Origin of the sequence: Streptomyces umbrinus (assembly GCF_030817415.1) — a bacterium.
GTDB lineage: Bacteria > Actinomycetota > Actinomycetes > Streptomycetales > Streptomycetaceae > Streptomyces > Streptomyces umbrinus_A.
The window spans coordinates 10,510,011-10,526,588 of sequence record NZ_JAUSZI010000002.1; the positions used below are offsets into that span (position 1 = coordinate 10,510,011).

Here is a 16,578-nt window from a genome sequence, read left to right on the forward strand (position 1 = left end):
CACGGGTGGTGCCGGGCGACCGATCACCCCCGGCCGGGAGTCAGTCCTTGGGGAAGAACTCCAGCACCGCGCTGCCGCCCTTCAGGGACTTCACGCGGAAGCCCAGGCTGTTCAGCCCGCCGGTGCCGCCCTCGCCGACCGACGTGCTCAGGAACACGCCGGAGCCGGAGGACTGGAGCATGACGGCATCCTCCGTGACCTTCGTGACCCGGAGGTTGCTGACGCCGAACCGGCTGTCGACCTTGATGGTCATGGGCTTCGGCACGGTGATCTCGCACCGCCCGTCGAAGCAGGCGTCGGCATCGGTGCCGCCGCCGGTGCGGTCGTCGGGGGAGTCCGACGTGCCCGGTCCACTCGCGGACGGAGAGGTGGACGGCGACGCCGCCTGCGAGGACGGCCGCGCCGACTCCGACGGTGTACGCGTGGAAGACGACTCCGCCCCCTCCCCGGAGCCGTCGTCCCGGCCGCCGCCACCCCCTCCGCAGCCGCTGAGGACCACCATCAGGGTCAGCGCCCCCGCCACGCCGACCCGGCCCCTGCCCGTGCTCATCCGCTCACCCTTCGACGCGTGTCAACTCGTACGCCTGCTACCGCCGTTGAGCTCCGAGCTCTGGGCGAGGGGACATCCCCCTCCCACTTATACGGACCCGTTCGGGGAGGGGTCCCGGAACGAGAACGTCCGGGCCGGCCTGTGCAGGCCGGCCCGGACGTCAGGATGAACTGATCAGACGAGGTCGAACCGGTCGAGGTCCATGACCTTGGTCCACGCCGCGACGAAGTCGTTCACGAACTTCTCCTTCGCGTCGTCGGCCGCGTAGACCTCGGCGAGCGCGCGCAGCTCGGAGTTCGAGCCGAAGACGAGGTCGGCACGGGTGCCGGTCCACTTGACGTCGCCCGTGGCGTCGTCGCGGGCCTCGAAGGTGGTCGCGTCCTCGGACGTCGCCGTCCACGTCGTGCCCAGGTCGAGCAGGTTGACGTAGAAGTCGTTCGTCAGCTTGCCGGGGGTCTCGGTGAGGACACCGAGAGACGACTGCTGGTGGTTGGCGCCCAGGACGCGCAGACCACCGACGAGGACCGTCAGCTCGGGGCCGCTGAGGGTCAGCAGGTTTGCACGGTCGAGCAGCAGGTACTCGGCCGGCAGGCGGTTGCCCTTGCCGAGGTAGTTGCGGAACCCGTCGGCGGTCGGCTCGAGCGCGGCGAAGGACTCCGCGTCGGTGTGCTCCTCCGTGGCGTCGACACGGCCCGGGGTGAAGGGCACCGTGACGTCGTGACCGGCGTCCTTGGCGGCCTTCTCGACGGCCGCGCTGCCACCGAGCACGATCAGGTCGGCCAGGGAGACCTTCTTGGCACCGGAGTTGAACTCCGCCTGGATGCCCTCCAGGACACGCAGCACCTGGGCGAGCTGGTCGGGGTCGTTGGCGTCCCAGCCGCGCTGCGGCTCCAGACGGACGCGAGCGCCGTTGGCGCCACCGCGCTTGTCGCTGCCGCGGAACGTCGAGGCCGAGGCCCACGCGGCGGAGACGAGCTGCGAGACGGTCAGGTCCGAGCCGAGGATCTTCGCCTTGAGAGCGGTGACGTCCTCGGCGGCGATGGCCTCGCCCTCCGCCGCGGGCAGCGGGTCCTGCCACAGCAGGGTCTCCGCCGGAACCTCCGGGCCGAGGTAGAGCGACTTCGGGCCCATGTCACGGTGCGTCAGCTTGTACCAGGCGCGGGCGAACGCGTCCGCGAACTCCGCCGGGTTCTCGTGGAAGCGGCGGGAGATGGGCTCGTAGATCGGGTCGAAGCGCAGCGACAGGTCGGTCGTGAGCATCGAGGGGGCGATCTTCTTCGAGGCGTCGTGGGCGGCCGGGACGGTGCCCTCGCCCGCGCCGTCCTTCGGCTTCCACTGATTGGCGCCGGCGGGGCTCTGGGTGAGCTCCCACTCGTAGCCGAAGAGGTTGTCGAAGAAGCCGTTGCTCCACTGGGTGGGCGTGGTGGTCCAGGTGACCTCCAGGCCGGACGTGATGGCGTCCGCGCCCTTGCCCGTACCGAAGGAGTTCTTCCAGCCGAAGCCCTGCGCCTCGATCGGGGCGGCCTCGGGGTCGTCGCCGACGCTCTCCGCCGGGCCCGCACCGTGGGTCTTGCCGAAGGTGTGACCACCGGCGATGAGGGCGACGGTCTCCTCGTCGTTCATCGCCATGCGGCGGAAGGTCTCACGGATGTCGCGGGCCGCGGCGATCGGGTCCGGGTTGCCGTTGGGGCCCTCGGGGTTGACGTAGATGAGGCCCATCTGGACGGCGCCCAGCGGGCTCTCCAGCTCGCGGTCGCCGGTGTAGCGCTGGTCGTCGAGCCACGTGGTCTCGGGACCCCAGTACACGTCCTCCTCGGACTCCCAGACGTCCGCACGGCCGCCGGCGAAGCCGAAGGTCTCGAAGCCCATCTGCTCCAGGGCGACGTTGCCGGTGAGGATCATGAGGTCGGCCCAGGAGAGGCTCTGGCCGTACTTCTTCTTCACGGGCCACAGCAGACGGCGGGCCTTGTCCAGGTTGCCGTTGTCCGGCCAGCTGTTCAGGGGAGCGAAGCGCTGCTGACCGGCACCGGCGCCGCCGCGGCCGTCGCTGATGCGGTAGGTGCCCGCGCTGTGCCACGCCATACGGATCATGAACGGGCCGTAGTTGCCGAAGTCGGCCGGCCACCAGTCCTGCGAGGTGGTCAGTACCTCGGCGATGTCCTGTTTAACGGCAGCGAGGTCGAGGTTCTTGAACGCCTCGGCGTAGTCGAAGTCCTCACCGAGGGGGTTCGCCACCGCGGGGTTCTTGGCAAGAATCTTCAGGTTGAGCCGCTCCGGCCACCACTGGCGGTTTCCGCCGCCCTGAGTCGGGTGCGGCGCGCGCCCGTGCGCGACCGGGCAGCCGCCTGCCTCCTCGGGCTTCGGGTCAGTGACGATCGCATCATGGTTCTCAGTCATGAGAGTCCTTCCGAACTGGGTGGATCACGGTGCTCAGGAACTGCTGCTGGTGGAACAGGCGGGGCACAGGCCCCAGTAGATGACCTCGGCCTCGTCGATCGCGAAACCACGGTCGTCGGACGCGGTCAGGCAGGGGGCGTGGCCGACCGCGCAGTCGACGTCGACGACGACACCGCACGTACGGCACACGAGGTGGTGGTGGTTGTCTCCGACGCGTCCCTCGAACCGGGCCGGGCTGCCGGGCGGTTCGAGGCGGCGTATGAGCCCTGCCGCGGTGAGTGCGTGGAGGGCCTCGTACACGGCTTGGAGGGAGATGTGGCCCACGCGGTCGCGTACCCCGGAGGCGATCGCCTCGACTCCGAGGTGGTCGCCTCCGCGGACGGTCTCGAGCAGCGCGACGCGGGCGGCCGTCACCCGCAGGCCGACACCGCGCAGCTCCTCTGCGGTGGTCGGAGTACGGGGTGTGGTCATGGCGCCAAACCTAGCGTCCTAAACACGAACAGTTCAAGAAAGCGAAGGTTCCAAGTTTGGTAAGTCCTGCCGAACAGATCGTCGCCGCGGGCGTCCGGGCTGCCGTTTCCGGCCGCGGTGGGGCTTCTGACGGGGATCACCGGTGCGTCACCACCTTGACAGGTGACGAAAGCCGCTGCGATCATCATCACCTGTTTCGCAGGTGACGCGAGCGAGTCGGGTGACGCCGCCTTCGCCACGATCGGACCCGGACCGAACTCAGGAGGACGAGATGACGCATCAGGAGAACGTTCCGGACGCCGCCCAGGCCGCACGCCGTACGCGATTCGGCACGTTGCCGGAGCGCATCGGCCTGGCGGACATGGTCGAGGAGAGGCCGGCGACCGTGCCCGACCCGGCGAGGGACACGTACAACTCCGACGAGTGGCTCGTCCGTACGTGCCTGTGAGTCCGGTCGACCGGACGGCGGGCCTCGACGGCGGCGACGTAGGCTTGCTCATACCTTCGAGGGGAACCGGATCATGACCACACCGCGGGACCTGTTGATCGTTGCCATGGATGTGGAGTCCGGCCGCCCTGCGGACCGCGGCAGCCTGTCCCTGGCGCTCGCCGGGGCCGAGGTCATCGACCTCCTCGGTGCCCGAGCGGTCGAGCTGGACGGCGATCGCATCGTCCCCGGCGGCCGGCCCTCCCTGGACGACCCCCTGCTGCGCGAGGCCGAGTCGGCGCTGACCCGCCAGGAGCCGTACGAGTCGGTCGAGGACTGGCTGTGGCGCCGAGGCCGTGACTTGTCCTCGGTGTATCTGGCCGCGTTCGAGACCGAGGGCCGGCTCACCCGGCAGCGCCGCCGCCTGATGTCCTTCCGGGCCGGTGACGTGGCACTCGTCGATTCCCCGGCCCGCCGCGGAGCGGTCGACCGCTGGGAATCCCACGAGCCCGTGCTGGTCGCCCTCGTGACGGCTGCCGCGCTGCACGGCGAGCCTCTCGACGAGGACGCCGAGGAATCCCCGAAGCCTCCCGACGTCCCGGACATCACTGACGACGCGGTGGCGACGGTACTGGCCGCGGTCAACGACGCGGTGATGGAACTGGAGGCCGTGCGCCAGCGCCGATCCATCGAGGACGCGGCCTTCGACAACATCTGGCGCGGATTCTGACCCGAACCCGCGCCGGAACACCGACGGGTGACCGGATCCCACGGGTGATTGGCCCGCGGGGTAAATAGTCGATCGGTCGTATATTGGTCGTATGGGACGGACCAGCAACGCCAGGGAGAAGATCCTCACCGCCGCGCAGTCACTCATCGGGCAGCGAGGCTACTCGGCCCTCGGCACCGCCGAGATCTGCAAGGTCGCGGGCGTGCCGAAGGGCAGCTTCTACTACTTCTTCGAGACCAAGGAAGCGCTCGCCCTGGCTGTTCTCGACGAGCGCTGGGAGACCCAGCGCGGTGACTGGAGCCGCATCCTGCGCGGCGACGGTGAACCGCTCCAGCGGCTGCGCCGGCTGTTCGAGGAGACCGAGGCGGGCCAGCGCGCCGGACAGCAGAGCTGCGGCACGGTCTCAGGGTGCCTGTTCGGGAATCTGACCCTGGAACTGAGCAACCAGACCGAGGCCGTTCGTTCGCGCCTGCAAGGAATCTTCGACGCGCAGGTCGGCATGGTCGAGGAGGTCGTCGCCGAGGCCGCGGAGCGGAGAGAGATCGCCGTCGGCGACCACCGCGAGGCCGCCCGGTCCGTCGTCGCGCAACTCGAGGGCCAGGTGCTCTTCGCCAAGCTCTACAACGACCCCGAGCGCCTCGACGTCCTCTGGAGGAACTGCCTCGCCATCCTCGGGGCCCGGCTGCCGGCGTAGGCCGCGGATGCTTACCGTGGCTCGGGAACCTTGAGATCCCCGTGCGTCAGTGCGCTGCGGTTGTCTGCGCCTGCTTCTTGCGAGCCCGGTAGGCCGCGGCCTTGACCTTGTTTCCGCACGACTCCATGCCGCACCACTGCCGGCGCACACCGCGCGACCGGTCGATGTAGACGCGGGTGCATTCGGGATTGCCGCATTCCTTCAGCAGCGGAACGTCGGGTCCGCTGAGGACTTCGACGGCCTGGCGTGCCACGGTGGCCAGTGCCTCTTCGGGCGTCGCGGCCGTCCATCGCCCCGTCGCGGTGAGCTGAGGCGTCGCCGAGGGCCTGCGGGCCGCGCCGTTCACCGCGGCGAGCGCCTCCTCGTCGTAGGCCGCGCCGAACCGCCGGGCGGTGATCAGGTCGTAGACGGCCTCCCGGACGACGATCGCCTGCTCGACGTCGGCCTCCCGGCTGGGGGATACGGCGTCGACGACTCCGGACTCGACGTACCAGGCGTCCAGCCGGTCCGGCGACACGAGCGTCTCGAACCGGAGCGTGCGGCGCGCGCGGAGCGTGGCCGCGAAGTCGAGCGCGGGGTTCCCGCAGAAGAAGGCATGATCCAGATTCACGTCACCATCCTGACGGGTGACATCAGGGCATGCAAGGGTCATCACCGGTCAGGCTGGTGACGGCTGGGGTGGCTACTCCTTCGGCTTCTTCGGGATCTGCTGCTCGAACCAGACGACCTTGCCCGTGCTGAGCCTCGTCGCTCCCCAGCGTTGCGCGAGCTGATCCACGAGGAAGAGGCCTCGGCCGCCCTCGTCGCCCGGCTGGGCCTGCCGCATCCGGGGCACCTGGGAGGAGTCGTCGGTCACCTCGCAGCGGAGGATGTCGGTGCGCAGCAGCCGTAGTGCGATGGGCCGTGAGGCGAAACGGACGGCGTTCGTCACGACCTCGCTGACCATGAGTTCCGTCGAGTCGAGCATGGATTCCAGGTCCCAGCGGCGAAGTGCCCTGCGGGTCAGGCGGCGGGCCTGTCCGGCGGTCAGCGGGTGGGGGTCCAGGTGCCAGTACCCCACGCTGTCCGGGGGGAAGCCCTCGAACCGGGCGGTGAGCAAAGCGATGTCGTCGTCCCGGGAGCCGGGGACCATGACGCCCAGGATGTGGTCGCAGAGCAGTTCGAGCGAGGGGGCGGAGTGTCCGCTCGCCACGGTTCGGAGGCTGGTGCGCAGGGCCTCGACGCCTGTTCCCACGTCCGTCTCGCGCGATTCGACGAGGCCGTCGGTGTAGAGCAGCAGGGTCGCTCCGGTGGGGGCGTGCATCTCCACGGACTCGAAGTCGACCCCGCCGACACCGATGGGGGCGGCCGGTGGGACGCGGAGCACCTCGCCGTGGCCGTCCGGGTGCAGGAGCACCGCGGGCGGGTGGCCGGCGTTCGCGATGAGCAGCCGGTGCGAGATCGGGTCGTAGATCGCGTAGAGGCAGGTCGCGATGTGGTCGCTGCCGAGGCGCTGGGCCTGCTCGTCCAGGTGGTGCAGGACCTCGTCCGGAGGCAGGTCGAGCCCGGCGAGGGTCTGCACGATGGTGCGCAGCTGGCCCATGATCGCGGCGGAGGTCATGGAATGCCCCATGACGTCTCCGACGATCAGCGCGACGCGGTTGCCGGGCAGCGGGATCGCGTCGTACCAGTCGCCCCCGACCTGGGCGGTCTTCGAGGCGGGCAGATAGCGGCTGGCCAGCCGGATCCCGGTGGGCTCGGGCAGTGACGACGGCAGCATGGTGTGCTGCAGCGTGTCCGCGACGGAGGCCTCATGCCCGTACATCACCGCCTTCTGTACGCCGATGGCGGTGTGCGTCGCGAGCTGTGAGGCGACGAGCAGGTCGTCGCGGGTGAAGGGGGTCCGGTCGGGCCGGCGCAGGAGGACGACCGTTCCCATGACGTGCCTGCGGCCGTGCAGCGGGGCGATGATCAGCCGGCGCCCCGGCGGAATCGCCTCCGGCACACTCGCCAGTGGTCCGAGCAGTTCGGCAACCGCGGGTGCGATCCCGGGCGCGTCACCGAAGGCGGGCCGTCCGGCCAGCAGCAGTTTCGAGAGCCGTCCGGCGACGTCCGGCCGTACGAGCTCGGCGATGTCCGAGTGCAGGGGATGGGTCTTGAACAGCGGCGATCGGGAGGCCTGGGGAGCCTGCGGCTTCCTGCTGACGCTGTGCAGCTGAAGGACGACGGGTGCAGCCGACTTCTCGTCCCCGACGGGGAGCGGATCGTGCAGATGGACGATGATCGCGTCGGCGAAGGAGGGGACGGCAGCCCGGCGCAGCTCGCGGAGCGTCTCGTCCAGGTCCATCCCGCGGGCGATCCGTCGGGTCGCCACGTCCAGGTACTGGAGCCTGTCGGTCTGCTCTCCTCCCCTGTCAGGACCTGGTTCCGGAGGGCTGCCCGGCACCGGGTCCTGGGACTGGGAGCCCCCGCCCTCCGCACGGCGGCCGTGCGGAGGGGACGGCTGAGGGGTCCGGGTGACCCGCGGGCCCTGTGGGGTGGGGTGCTCCGTCACGCGTTTCGTCCCGTCGGTGCGCCGCGGTCCGCGGTGAAGGGTCGTGCCTGTTCAGTCGAGCCGTCGGCAGCAGAGGAAGACCTGCTCCTCGGGCGGGACGTCGGCGACCGCCGGGGCATAGGTGTAAGCGGTCTCCTTGACGATCTCGAAGCCACCGGCCTCGATGACCTTGTGCAGGTCCTCCAGTACGTATCCGGAAACCCGGATCGTGTTGCCGAGGAACGGGATCGCGTAGTTGTCCACATCGGCCTCCACCATCGAGAGGACGAACAGGCCACTGGGAACCAGCAGGTGGCGGACCGTCTGCAGCGCGAGGGGTATCTCCACGCGGGGCAGCATCAGCAAGGAGAAGAAGGCCGCGACGGCGTCGAAACGGCCGAGGTCCTGCGGGCCGCCGGGGCGCAGGTCGGCGATGTCCAGCTGGTGGAACGTCGCCGCGGGAACGTACCCCCGGGCGAGCTGCACCATCCTGCGCGACAGGTCGACGCCCACCACCTCGAATCCGGCGTCCGTCATCTGGCGCGTGGTCGGCACTCCGGTGCCGCAGCCGAGGTCGAGCACGCGGGAACCCGCCGGCAGCGAGTCGATCAGCCATTCTCCGGCGGAGAGCTGGCCCTCCTTGTGCGGGAAGGCCTCGTCATAACGGTCGCCGATGGCGTCAAAGGCTTCGGCCTGACCGCTGCGGTCAAACCGAATGCTCTCGTAGCCGGCCTCATTGCTCATCTTGGTCACGAAAGTAACCTTTCGTAGCTGATGTTGAATTATTCCACAATCACATGATCGGCGGTCGTGGGTGGCCCAGGTGCTCACGGGCCCCGAGGCGCACCGCCCCTGATTGTGCCCGGGTCTTGCCCGGTCGGCAGAAACACGTCACACTGATACCGAACGAATGGTCGGTTGGGAAGCTGGTATCGATGACGACGACACACTCCGCCGAGGTGCCGCTCCAGGAGTTGCAGCAGCAGTTCGACGCGACGATCGCGCGGGACCAGCGGGTCGAGCCGCGCGACTGGATGCCGGACGGCTACCGCAAGACGCTCGTGCGGCAGATCGCGCAGCACGCGCACTCGGAGATCATCGGCATGCAGCCGGAGGGCGAGTGGATCACGCGCGCGCCCTCGCTGCGCCGCAAGGCCATCCTGTTCGCGAAGGTCCAGGACGAGGCAGGCCACGGGCTGTATCTGTACTCGGCGGCGGAGACCCTGGGTGCCGACCGCGCGGACCTGACCGAGCGGCTCATCGAAGGGCGCCAGAAGTACTCGTCGATCTTCAACTACCCCACACCGACCTTCGCCGACGTCGGCGTCATCGGCTGGTTCGTGGACGGCGCCGCGATCTGCAACCAGGTTCCGCTGTGCAGGAGTTCCTACGGGCCCTATGCGCGCGCGATGGTGCGGATCTGCAAGGAGGAGTCGTTCCACCAGCGGCAGGGCTACGAGCTGCTGATGACGATGATGCGCGGCACCGAGGCCCAGAAGGCCATGGTCCAGGACTCGGTGAACCGCTGGTGGTGGCCGTCGCTCATGATGTTCGGCCCGCCCGACGGCGACTCGCCCAACTCGGCGGCTTCGATGGCCTGGAAGATCAAGCGCCACAGCAACGACGAACTGCGTCAGCGGTTCGTCGACATGACCGTCCCGCAGGCCGAGAAGCTCGGCGTCACGCTGCCGGACCCGGGCCTGCGCTGGAACGAGGAGCGCGCCAGCCACGACTTCGGCACCCCCGACTGGGCGGAGCTGAAGCAGGTGATCTCCGGCGGCGGGCCGTGCAACGCCCAGCGGGTGGAGCGGCGCCGCAGCGCCCATGAGGAGGGCGCCTGGGTGCGGGAGGCGGCCACGGCCCACGCGGCCAAGCAGGCGGCACGCGCGCGCGAAGGAGCGACGGCATGAGTGACATCACCCCGGGCCCCACTCAGGGCACCGGCAAGGGCGACTGGCCGCTGTACGAGGTGTTCGTGCGCGGCAAGCGCGGGCTGAACCACGTCCATGTGGGCTCGCTGCACGCAGCCGACGACGCCATGGCGCTGACCCACGCCCGCGACCTGTACACCCGGCGCAACGAGGGCGTCTCGATCTGGGTGGTGCGCTCGGAGCACATCGCGGCGTCCACGCGCGACGAGAAGGACCCCTTCTTCGCGCCCAGCGCCGACAAGGTCTACCGCCACCCGACCTTCTACGACATCCCCGACGACGTCCCGCACATCTGAGGAGCAGGGCATGAGTGACGACCACGTCTACATGACCCTCGCCGAGGGACACGAGGACGACGCCCGCTGGGCGTACGGCACCGGCTTCGAGGACCCGCTGCACGGCGTGGACACCACCGTGCCCGAGGGTGTCGACGCGGGCCGGCTGGCCGCGGACTGCGTGGCACTCGCCGACGACGCGCTGGTCTCCGCACAGCGGCTGGCCGAGTGGACCACCCGCGCCCCGGAGTTGGAGGAGGAGGTCGCGCTGGCCAACATCGGCCTCGACCTCCTCGGCCAGGCCCGCCTGCTGTACGCACGCGCCGGGCAGGTCGACGGCACCGGGCGCGACGAGGACGCGTACGCCTACTTCCGGGACGCGGAGGACTTCGGGAACGTCCGCCTGGCCGAACTCCCGTGCGGGGACTTCGCGTTCTCGATCGTGCGGCTGCTGGTCCTGTCCAGCTGGCGCCTGGCGCACTTCGAGCAGCTCTCGGCGCACCCCGACCCCGTCCTCGCGGCCATCGCCGCCAAGGGCGTCAAGGAGCTGACCTACCACCGGCAGTACGCGGCCGAGTGGGCGGTGCGTCTCGGTGACGGCACGGACGAGTCGCGCCGCCGGACGCGCAGGGCCATGGAGCAGGTCGCCCCGTACTTCGGCGAGTTGTTCACGGCGTACGACGTGCGGGACGAGGTGGTCGCCGTGCTGCGGCAGGTCACCGAGGCGGCCGGGCTGCCCATGCCCGTGTACCGGCCGCTGCCCGGCGCCGGCCGCGCGGGGGAGCACACCGAGCATCTCGCGCCGCTGCTGGCCGAGTTGCAGAGCGTGGCCCGAGCGCACCCGGGGGCGACATGGTGACCGTACTGACGGACGTGCGGCGCGCCCGGCACATCGCCGAGCGGGTGCCGGATCCCGAACTGCCCATGCTGACCCTGGCCGACCTCGGCGTCCTGCGCTCCGTCGAGGTGACCGATGACGGGACCGTGGTCGCGAGTCTGACGCCGACCTACTCCGGCTGCCCGGCGATGGCCGAGATGCGCGCGGACGTGGCGGCACGGCTGCGCGGCGCGGGCTTTGCGCGCGTGGAGATCCGTACGGTCCTGGACCCGCCGTGGACGAGTGACTGGATCACCCCGGAGGGCCGGCGCAAGCTCGCCGAGAACGGCATCGCGCCGCCCGGAGCCGCACCCCGCCGCGTCGCCGGTCCCGTACCGCTCGTGCTGTCGCCCGTCCGGCGCACGGTGGCGTGCCCGCGCTGCGGTTCGGCGGACACCGAGGAGACCTCCCGCTTCGCCGCCACGTCCTGCAAGGCGCTGTGGCGCTGCCTCGCCTGCCGCGAGCCGTTCGAGTACGTCAAGGAGATCTGATGGAAGGCCTGAGGGAAGAGCCGATGGGAGGGCTGAAGGACGCGGCCGTGTCGGCCGCCGCTCCCGCTTCCGGTCCTGCTTCCGGCCCGGCGGTGCGTCCGCGTGGCCGCAACCGACGCCCGGTCTTCCACACCCTGCGCGTCGCCTCCGTGCAGCCGTTGTGCGAGGACGCGGCGGCCGTCAGCTTCGAGATCCCGGAGGAGCTGGCCGAGGAGTTCGCCTTCGCGCCCGGACAGTCGCTCACGCTGCGGCGCGAGATCGACGGACGGGACGAGCGGCGCTCGTACTCGATCTGCTCCCCGGCCGGTTCGGTGCCGCGCATCGGGGTGCGGGTGGTGCCGGGCGGCCTGTTCTCGGCGTGGCTCGTGCAGGACGTACGCCCCGGCGACACCGTCGAGGTGATGGCCCCCACCGGCTTCTTCACCCCCGACCTGACCACGCACGGCCATCACGTGCTGATCGCTGCGGGCTCCGGCATCACGCCCATGGTGTCCATCGCCGAGTCCGTCCTGGCCGCGGACTCCCGCTCGACCGTCACCCTCTTCTACGGAAACCGGCGCACCGGCACGGTGATGTTCGCCGACGAGCTGGCGGACCTGAAGGACCTGTATCCGGCCCGTTTCCAGCTCGCCCATGTGCTGTCGCGCGAGCCCCGGGAGGCCGAGGTGCTCTCCGGCCGCCTCGACGCCGAGCGGCTCGCGGCGCTCGTCGACGCCCTGGTCGACGTGAAGGCGGCAGACCACTGGTGGCTGTGCGGCCCGCACGGCATGGTCCGTGACGCCCAGGAGGTCCTCGCCGGTCTCGGGGTGCCCGGCGACCGCGTCCATCAGGAGCTGTTCTACGCCGACGACGAGCCCGTACGGGAAGTGCGTCACGAGGAGGCCGCCGTCGAGGGGGCCGTCAGCCAGGTGACCATCACCCTCGACGGGCGCTCCACCACCGCCGCCCTCGCCCGGGACCGGAGCATCCTCGACGGCGCCCAGAAGACCCGCCCCGATCTGCCGTTCGCCTGCAAGGGCGGCGTCTGTGGCACCTGCCGGGCCTTGGTCACCGACGGCAAGGCCGACATGCGCCGCAACTTCGCCCTCGAAACGTCCGAGGTCGACGCGGGGTACGTGCTCACCTGCCAGTCGTATCCGGTCTCCGAGACGCTGACCGTCGACTACGACAGCTGAGCCGACACGGGAGTCGATCCCTGCCTCTTCATGCGCGCGGACCCCATAAAGCGGCCTTATGGGGTCATAGATCGGGCCCGACTACTGACTTAGGCATGCCTTAGTTTAGGCTCCGGGTGAGTACTCCTGATCGATCATCGCTCGAAGGGAACCTGAACATGTCTCGCCCCCTGCGGGTAGCCATAGTCGGAGCCGGCCCCGCCGGGATCTACGCCGCCGACGCGCTGTTGAAGTCCGCAGTGGCCGTCGAGCCCGGCGTGTCCATCGACCTCTTCGAGCGGATGCCGGCCCCGTTCGGCCTGATCCGCTACGGCGTCGCCCCCGACCACCCGCGCATCAAGGGCATCATCAACGCCCTGCACCAGGTGCTCGACAAGCCGCAGATCCGTCTCTTCGGCAACGTCGACTACCCGGGCGACATCAACCTGGACGACCTGCGTGCCTTCTACGACGCGGTGATCTTCTCCACGGGCGCCACGGCAGACCGGGCCCTCGACATACCCGGCATCGACCTCGACGGCTCGTACGGGGCGGCGGACTTCGTCTCCTGGTACGACGGGCACCCGGACGTGCCGCGCACCTGGCCCCTGGAGGCGGAGAAGGTCGCCGTCCTCGGCGTCGGCAACGTCGCGCTCGACGTGGCGCGAATCCTCGCCAAGACCGCCGACGAACTGCTGCCGACCGAGATCCCGGCGAACGTGTACGACGGCATCAAGGCCAACAAGGCTCTTGAGGTCCACGTGTTCGGCCGCCGTGGCCCGGCGCAGGCGAAGTTCAGCCCGATGGAGCTGCGGGAGCTGGACCACTCCCCGAACATCGAGGTCATCGTCGACCCCGAGGACATCGACTACGACGACGGCTCGATCGCCACCCGGCGGGGCAACAAGCAGGCCGACATGGTCGCCAAGACCCTGGAGAACTGGGCCATCCGCGATGTCGGCGACCGGCCGCACAAGCTGTTCCTGCACTTCTTCGAGTCGCCGACCGAGATCCTCGGCGAGGACGGCAAGGTCGTCGGTCTGCGCACCGAGCGCACCACTCTCGACGGCACCGGCAACGTCAAGGGCACCGGCGAGTTCAAGGACTGGGACCTCGGCGCGGTGTACCGGGCCGTCGGCTACCTCTCCGACAAGCTGCCCAAGCTGCCCTGGGACATGGAGACGGGCACTGTCCCGGACAAGGGCGGCCGGGTGATGGAGGAGACCGGCGAGCACCTGCAGTCGGCGTACGTCACCGGCTGGATCCGGCGCGGGCCCGTCGGCCTGATCGGCCACACCAAGGGTGATGCCAACGAGACGGTCGCCAGCCTGCTGGACGACCACGCCAACGGCCGTTTGCACACGCCTGTTTCGCCTGGTCCGGAGGCTGTGGATGCGTTCCTCGCCGAGCGGGGCGTCCGCTTCACCACGTGGGACGGCTGGTACCGCCTGGACGCCGCGGAGAAGGCGCTGGGCGAGCCCCAGGGCCGCGAGCGCGTGAAGCTCGTCGAGCGCGAGGACATGCTCAGGGCGAGCGGCGCGTAACAACGACCGACCGCCACCGGTTCCGCGGACCGGCACTGATCCAACCGGCCGGCACCGGTTCACCGGCCATGTGGGGCCCCGTCACTGCGACGGGGCCCCACTCGCGTTCGCCCGAGGTTCGCCCGCCTTGCTTTGTGAAACCGATCGGTTTACTGTTCCTGATGAAGGGAAACCGATCGGTTTCCAGGTGTTCGTGTACTGAGTTCGGAGAGTGACATGACTGCTATCGAGGGTTCCGTCGTCCTGGTGACCGGCGGCAGCAGGGGGATCGGCAAGGCGCTGGTGGAAGGGCTTTTCGAGCGGGGGGCGAAGAAGGTGTATGCCACGGCCCGCGATCCGCGGACGGTCACGCATCCCCGGGCGGTCCCGCTGGCGCTGGAGGTCACCGACCCCGCGTCCGTCGCGGCGGCGGCCGAGCAGGCCGGCGACGTCACCATCCTGATCAACAACGCCGGGGTCTCCGTGAACGCGTCCTTCCTGGAGGCGCCGGTCGAGGATGTGCGCCGGGACTTCGAGACGAACTTCTACGGACCGCTGCTCACCGCGCGGGCGTTCGTCCCGGTCATCGAGCGCAACGGCGGCGGCCACATCCTGAACGTCCACTCCGTGCTGTCGTGGATCGGCCTCGCCGGCTCGTACAGCGCGTCCAAGGCCGCGGTCTGGTCCCAGACCAACTCCCTGCGGCTCGACCTCAAGCCGCGTGGGATCGGTGTCACCGGGCTCCACGTCGGTTACGTCGACACGGACATGACGGCGAAGATCGACGCCCCCAAGGCCTCGCCCGAGGATGTGGCCTCCCAGGCGCTCGACGGCATCGAGAGCGGAGCGTTCGAGGTGCTGGCCGACGATCTGTCCCGCCAGGTGAAGTCCGGGCTGTCCGCGGACCTCTCGGTCCTGTATCCGCAGCTCGTCGCCTAGCCTCCAGCAACCGCGTCGGCAGTAGACCGATCGGTTTTGGGGGCCCTCCCCGACGGAGGTACCCTCCGCTCATGGCCAGTACGGACAAGACATCCACGAGGGACCGGCTGCTCGACGCGGCCACGGAGCTCTTCTATCGCGACGGCGTCTCCATCGGAGTCGAGGCGCTGTGCCGGGCCGCCGGGGTGTCGAAGCGCTCGATGTACCAGCTCTACGCCAGCAAGGACGAGGTGCTCGCGGCGAGCCTGGAGCGGCGTGCGCCGGAGTACGCGCGGCAGTTGGACCTCGACCCCGACGACACCCGGCCGCCCCGTGCCCGGATCCTGCACGTCTTCGAGTTGCTGGAGCAGGCCTCGACGCGGGACGACTACTGCGGCTGCCCGTTCCTGTCCGCCCTGGTCGAGGTGAAGGACCCCGAGCATCCGGCGAGGGCCGTCGCCCTGCGGGCCAAGGGCGCCCTGACCGAGGCGTTCCGCGTCGAGGCCGAGCGCGGCGGCGCCCGCGACCCCCAGCTCCTCGCCCGCCAGCTCACCCTCGTCTTCGACGGAGCAAGCGCCCGAGCCGGAGCAAAGGCAGAAACCCTGGCCGGCCTGACCACCACAACGGCAACGGCCTTGCTGGACGCGGCGGGCGTCGCATAAAACGAGGACCGCGCACGGGCCCTACGGGGCTGAGCCGGGAGACCCACCCGCGCCAGCCACGCCCTCCAGGGGCGCGAGGAACTGCGCGCTCAGCCACGAACAACCGACAGCCGCAAACCTCCCCGCGCCCCCTCAGGGGCGCGGGGAACGGCGCGCCAAGCCACAGCCGACCCGCAGACGCAAGACTTCCCCGCACCCCCTTCAGGGGTGCGGGGAACTGCGCGCTCAGCCACAGCCAACCCGCAGCCGACAAGCACAAGCTCACCTACGCCTCCCCGCCCAACCGGCGGAGCCACTCGTACGCGGCCCGAGCCGTGAACTCGGCCTGCCCACCCCGCAACAGCAACCCCACCGTCGCGAACGCCGGATCATCGGCCTGCCCCGCGACGTACGGGACCGCGATGCACCGCATCCCGGCCGCGTGCGCCGCGGCGGCCCCCGGCGCGGCGTCCTCAAGGACGACGCAGTCCCCGGGAACCGCCCCGAGCCGCCGTGCCGCCTCCAGGAAGACATCCGGAGCGGGCTTGCCGGAGGCGACCTCCTCCGCCGAGACGATCGTCCGCAGATACGCGGACAGCCCCGTGCCCGCCAGGATCGCCTCGATGGCCTCGCGCGACGACCCCGAGGCCACAGCCATCGGCACACCCTCCCCGGCCAGCAGCTCCACGAACTTGCGCATCTCCGGGTAGACCGGGGTGGACGCGCGGGCCAGCTCCAGATAGCGCCGGTTCTTGTCCGCGAGGAGCACGTCCAGCGGGGCCTCCAGGGCGTACCGCTCCCTCCAGAGCGCGATCGTCTCCTGCGTGCTGATGCCGACGTACCGCTCGTGGTCCGCCCAGGTGAAGTCCGTGATGCCCTGCCCGGCGAGCGTCTGCCGTCCCGCCTCGTAGTAGTTCGGCTCGCTGTCCACGAGCGTTCCGTCGAGATCGAAGATGACCGAAGTGCTGCCGAGATTGCTCATGGGAT

Annotated in this window: 18 protein-coding genes; 11 read left to right on the forward strand and 7 right to left on the reverse strand. The window is 70.0% G+C overall.

Annotated elements, in window-relative coordinates:
• Positions 1-40 precede the first annotated feature (40 nt).
• The 3 genes from QF035_RS46555 to QF035_RS46565 all read right to left on the reverse strand — a co-directional run bounded on the left by QF035_RS46555 (position 41) and on the right by QF035_RS46565 (position 3,418).
• A complete protein-coding gene (locus QF035_RS46555) occupies positions 41-550 on the reverse strand; it encodes a hypothetical protein (RefSeq protein WP_307528102.1) in 510 nt (169 codons plus the stop codon).
• A gap of 174 nt (positions 551-724) precedes the next feature.
• Positions 725-2,947, reverse strand: coding sequence for a catalase/peroxidase HPI (katG, locus tag QF035_RS46560; protein ID WP_307528104.1), 2,223 nt, complete (start codon positions 2,945-2,947; stop codon positions 725-727).
• Positions 2,948-2,980: 33 nt separating this feature from the next.
• Positions 2,981-3,418 carry a Fur family transcriptional regulator gene (locus QF035_RS46565; RefSeq protein WP_307528106.1) on the reverse strand — a complete coding sequence of 146 codons (438 nt, stop codon included), beginning with the start codon at positions 3,416-3,418 and terminating at the stop codon, positions 2,981-2,983.
• A 271-nt stretch (positions 3,419-3,689) separates the two neighbouring features.
• Here QF035_RS46565 and QF035_RS46570 point away from each other — a divergent pair, with 271 nt between their 5' ends.
• The 3 genes from QF035_RS46570 to QF035_RS46580 all read left to right on the forward strand — a co-directional run bounded on the left by QF035_RS46570 (position 3,690) and on the right by QF035_RS46580 (position 5,269).
• Positions 3,690-3,866: a hypothetical protein gene (locus QF035_RS46570; RefSeq protein WP_307528108.1), complete on the forward strand. Its 177-nt coding sequence runs from the start codon at positions 3,690-3,692 to the stop codon at positions 3,864-3,866.
• A gap of 73 nt (positions 3,867-3,939) precedes the next feature.
• Complete coding sequence (locus QF035_RS46575) at positions 3,940-4,575, forward strand: GOLPH3/VPS74 family protein (protein ID WP_307528110.1); 636 nt, start codon at positions 3,940-3,942, stop codon at positions 4,573-4,575.
• 91 nt (positions 4,576-4,666) lie between these two features.
• Positions 4,667-5,269: a TetR/AcrR family transcriptional regulator gene (locus tag QF035_RS46580; RefSeq protein ID WP_307528112.1), complete on the forward strand. Its 603-nt coding sequence runs from the start codon at positions 4,667-4,669 to the stop codon at positions 5,267-5,269.
• A gap of 46 nt (positions 5,270-5,315) precedes the next feature.
• On the opposite strand, the gene QF035_RS46585 is transcribed toward QF035_RS46580, so the two are convergent.
• The 3 genes from QF035_RS46585 to QF035_RS46595 all read right to left on the reverse strand — a co-directional run bounded on the left by QF035_RS46585 (position 5,316) and on the right by QF035_RS46595 (position 8,525).
• The gene (locus QF035_RS46585) at positions 5,316-5,879 is read right to left on the reverse strand and encodes a CGNR zinc finger domain-containing protein (protein WP_307528115.1); all 564 of its coding nucleotides are present in this window, start codon (positions 5,877-5,879) and stop codon (positions 5,316-5,318) included.
• Positions 5,880-5,951: 72 nt separating this feature from the next.
• On the reverse strand, positions 5,952-7,595 hold the full coding sequence (locus tag QF035_RS46590; protein ID WP_307531892.1) for a SpoIIE family protein phosphatase: 1,644 nt from the start codon (positions 7,593-7,595) through the stop codon (positions 5,952-5,954).
• A gap of 258 nt (positions 7,596-7,853) precedes the next feature.
• A complete protein-coding gene (locus tag QF035_RS46595; RefSeq protein WP_307528117.1) occupies positions 7,854-8,525 on the reverse strand; it encodes a class I SAM-dependent DNA methyltransferase in 672 nt (223 codons plus the stop codon).
• A 191-nt stretch (positions 8,526-8,716) separates the two neighbouring features.
• Here QF035_RS46595 and paaA point away from each other — a divergent pair, with 191 nt between their 5' ends.
• The 8 genes from paaA to QF035_RS46635 all read left to right on the forward strand — a co-directional run bounded on the left by paaA (position 8,717) and on the right by QF035_RS46635 (position 15,612).
• Positions 8,717-9,691: a 1,2-phenylacetyl-CoA epoxidase subunit PaaA gene (gene paaA, locus QF035_RS46600; protein WP_307528119.1), complete on the forward strand. Its 975-nt coding sequence runs from the start codon at positions 8,717-8,719 to the stop codon at positions 9,689-9,691.
• Positions 9,688-10,008: a 1,2-phenylacetyl-CoA epoxidase subunit PaaB gene (paaB, locus tag QF035_RS46605; protein ID WP_269649095.1), complete on the forward strand. Its 321-nt coding sequence runs from the start codon at positions 9,688-9,690 to the stop codon at positions 10,006-10,008. The genes paaA and paaB overlap by 4 nt, the downstream gene beginning before the upstream one ends.
• Before the next feature lie 10 nt (positions 10,009-10,018).
• The gene (paaC, locus tag QF035_RS46610; RefSeq protein WP_307528122.1) at positions 10,019-10,846 is read left to right on the forward strand and encodes a 1,2-phenylacetyl-CoA epoxidase subunit PaaC; all 828 of its coding nucleotides are present in this window, start codon (positions 10,019-10,021) and stop codon (positions 10,844-10,846) included.
• Entirely contained in the window at positions 10,840-11,355 is a 516-nt protein-coding gene (gene paaD, locus QF035_RS46615; protein WP_307528124.1) for a 1,2-phenylacetyl-CoA epoxidase subunit PaaD, read from the forward strand. Before paaC ends, paaD begins: the two co-directional genes overlap by 7 nt.
• Positions 11,355-12,530 carry a 1,2-phenylacetyl-CoA epoxidase subunit PaaE gene (paaE, locus tag QF035_RS46620; RefSeq protein ID WP_307528126.1) on the forward strand — a complete coding sequence of 392 codons (1,176 nt, stop codon included), beginning with the start codon at positions 11,355-11,357 and terminating at the stop codon, positions 12,528-12,530. Before paaD ends, paaE begins: the two co-directional genes overlap by 1 nt.
• A 158-nt stretch (positions 12,531-12,688) precedes the next feature.
• Complete coding sequence (locus QF035_RS46625) at positions 12,689-14,053, forward strand: FAD-dependent oxidoreductase (protein WP_307528128.1); 1,365 nt, start codon at positions 12,689-12,691, stop codon at positions 14,051-14,053.
• Between the two features lie 216 nt (positions 14,054-14,269).
• Entirely contained in the window at positions 14,270-14,971 is a 702-nt protein-coding gene (locus tag QF035_RS46630) for an SDR family oxidoreductase (protein ID WP_307528129.1), read from the forward strand.
• A 71-nt stretch (positions 14,972-15,042) separates the two neighbouring features.
• A complete protein-coding gene (locus tag QF035_RS46635; protein WP_307528131.1) occupies positions 15,043-15,612 on the forward strand; it encodes a TetR/AcrR family transcriptional regulator in 570 nt (189 codons plus the stop codon).
• Positions 15,613-15,877: 265 nt separating this feature from the next.
• On the opposite strand, the gene QF035_RS46640 is transcribed toward QF035_RS46635, so the two are convergent.
• Positions 15,878-16,573: an HAD family hydrolase gene (locus tag QF035_RS46640; RefSeq protein WP_307528133.1), complete on the reverse strand. Its 696-nt coding sequence runs from the start codon at positions 16,571-16,573 to the stop codon at positions 15,878-15,880.
• Positions 16,574-16,578: the final 5 nt, after the last annotated feature.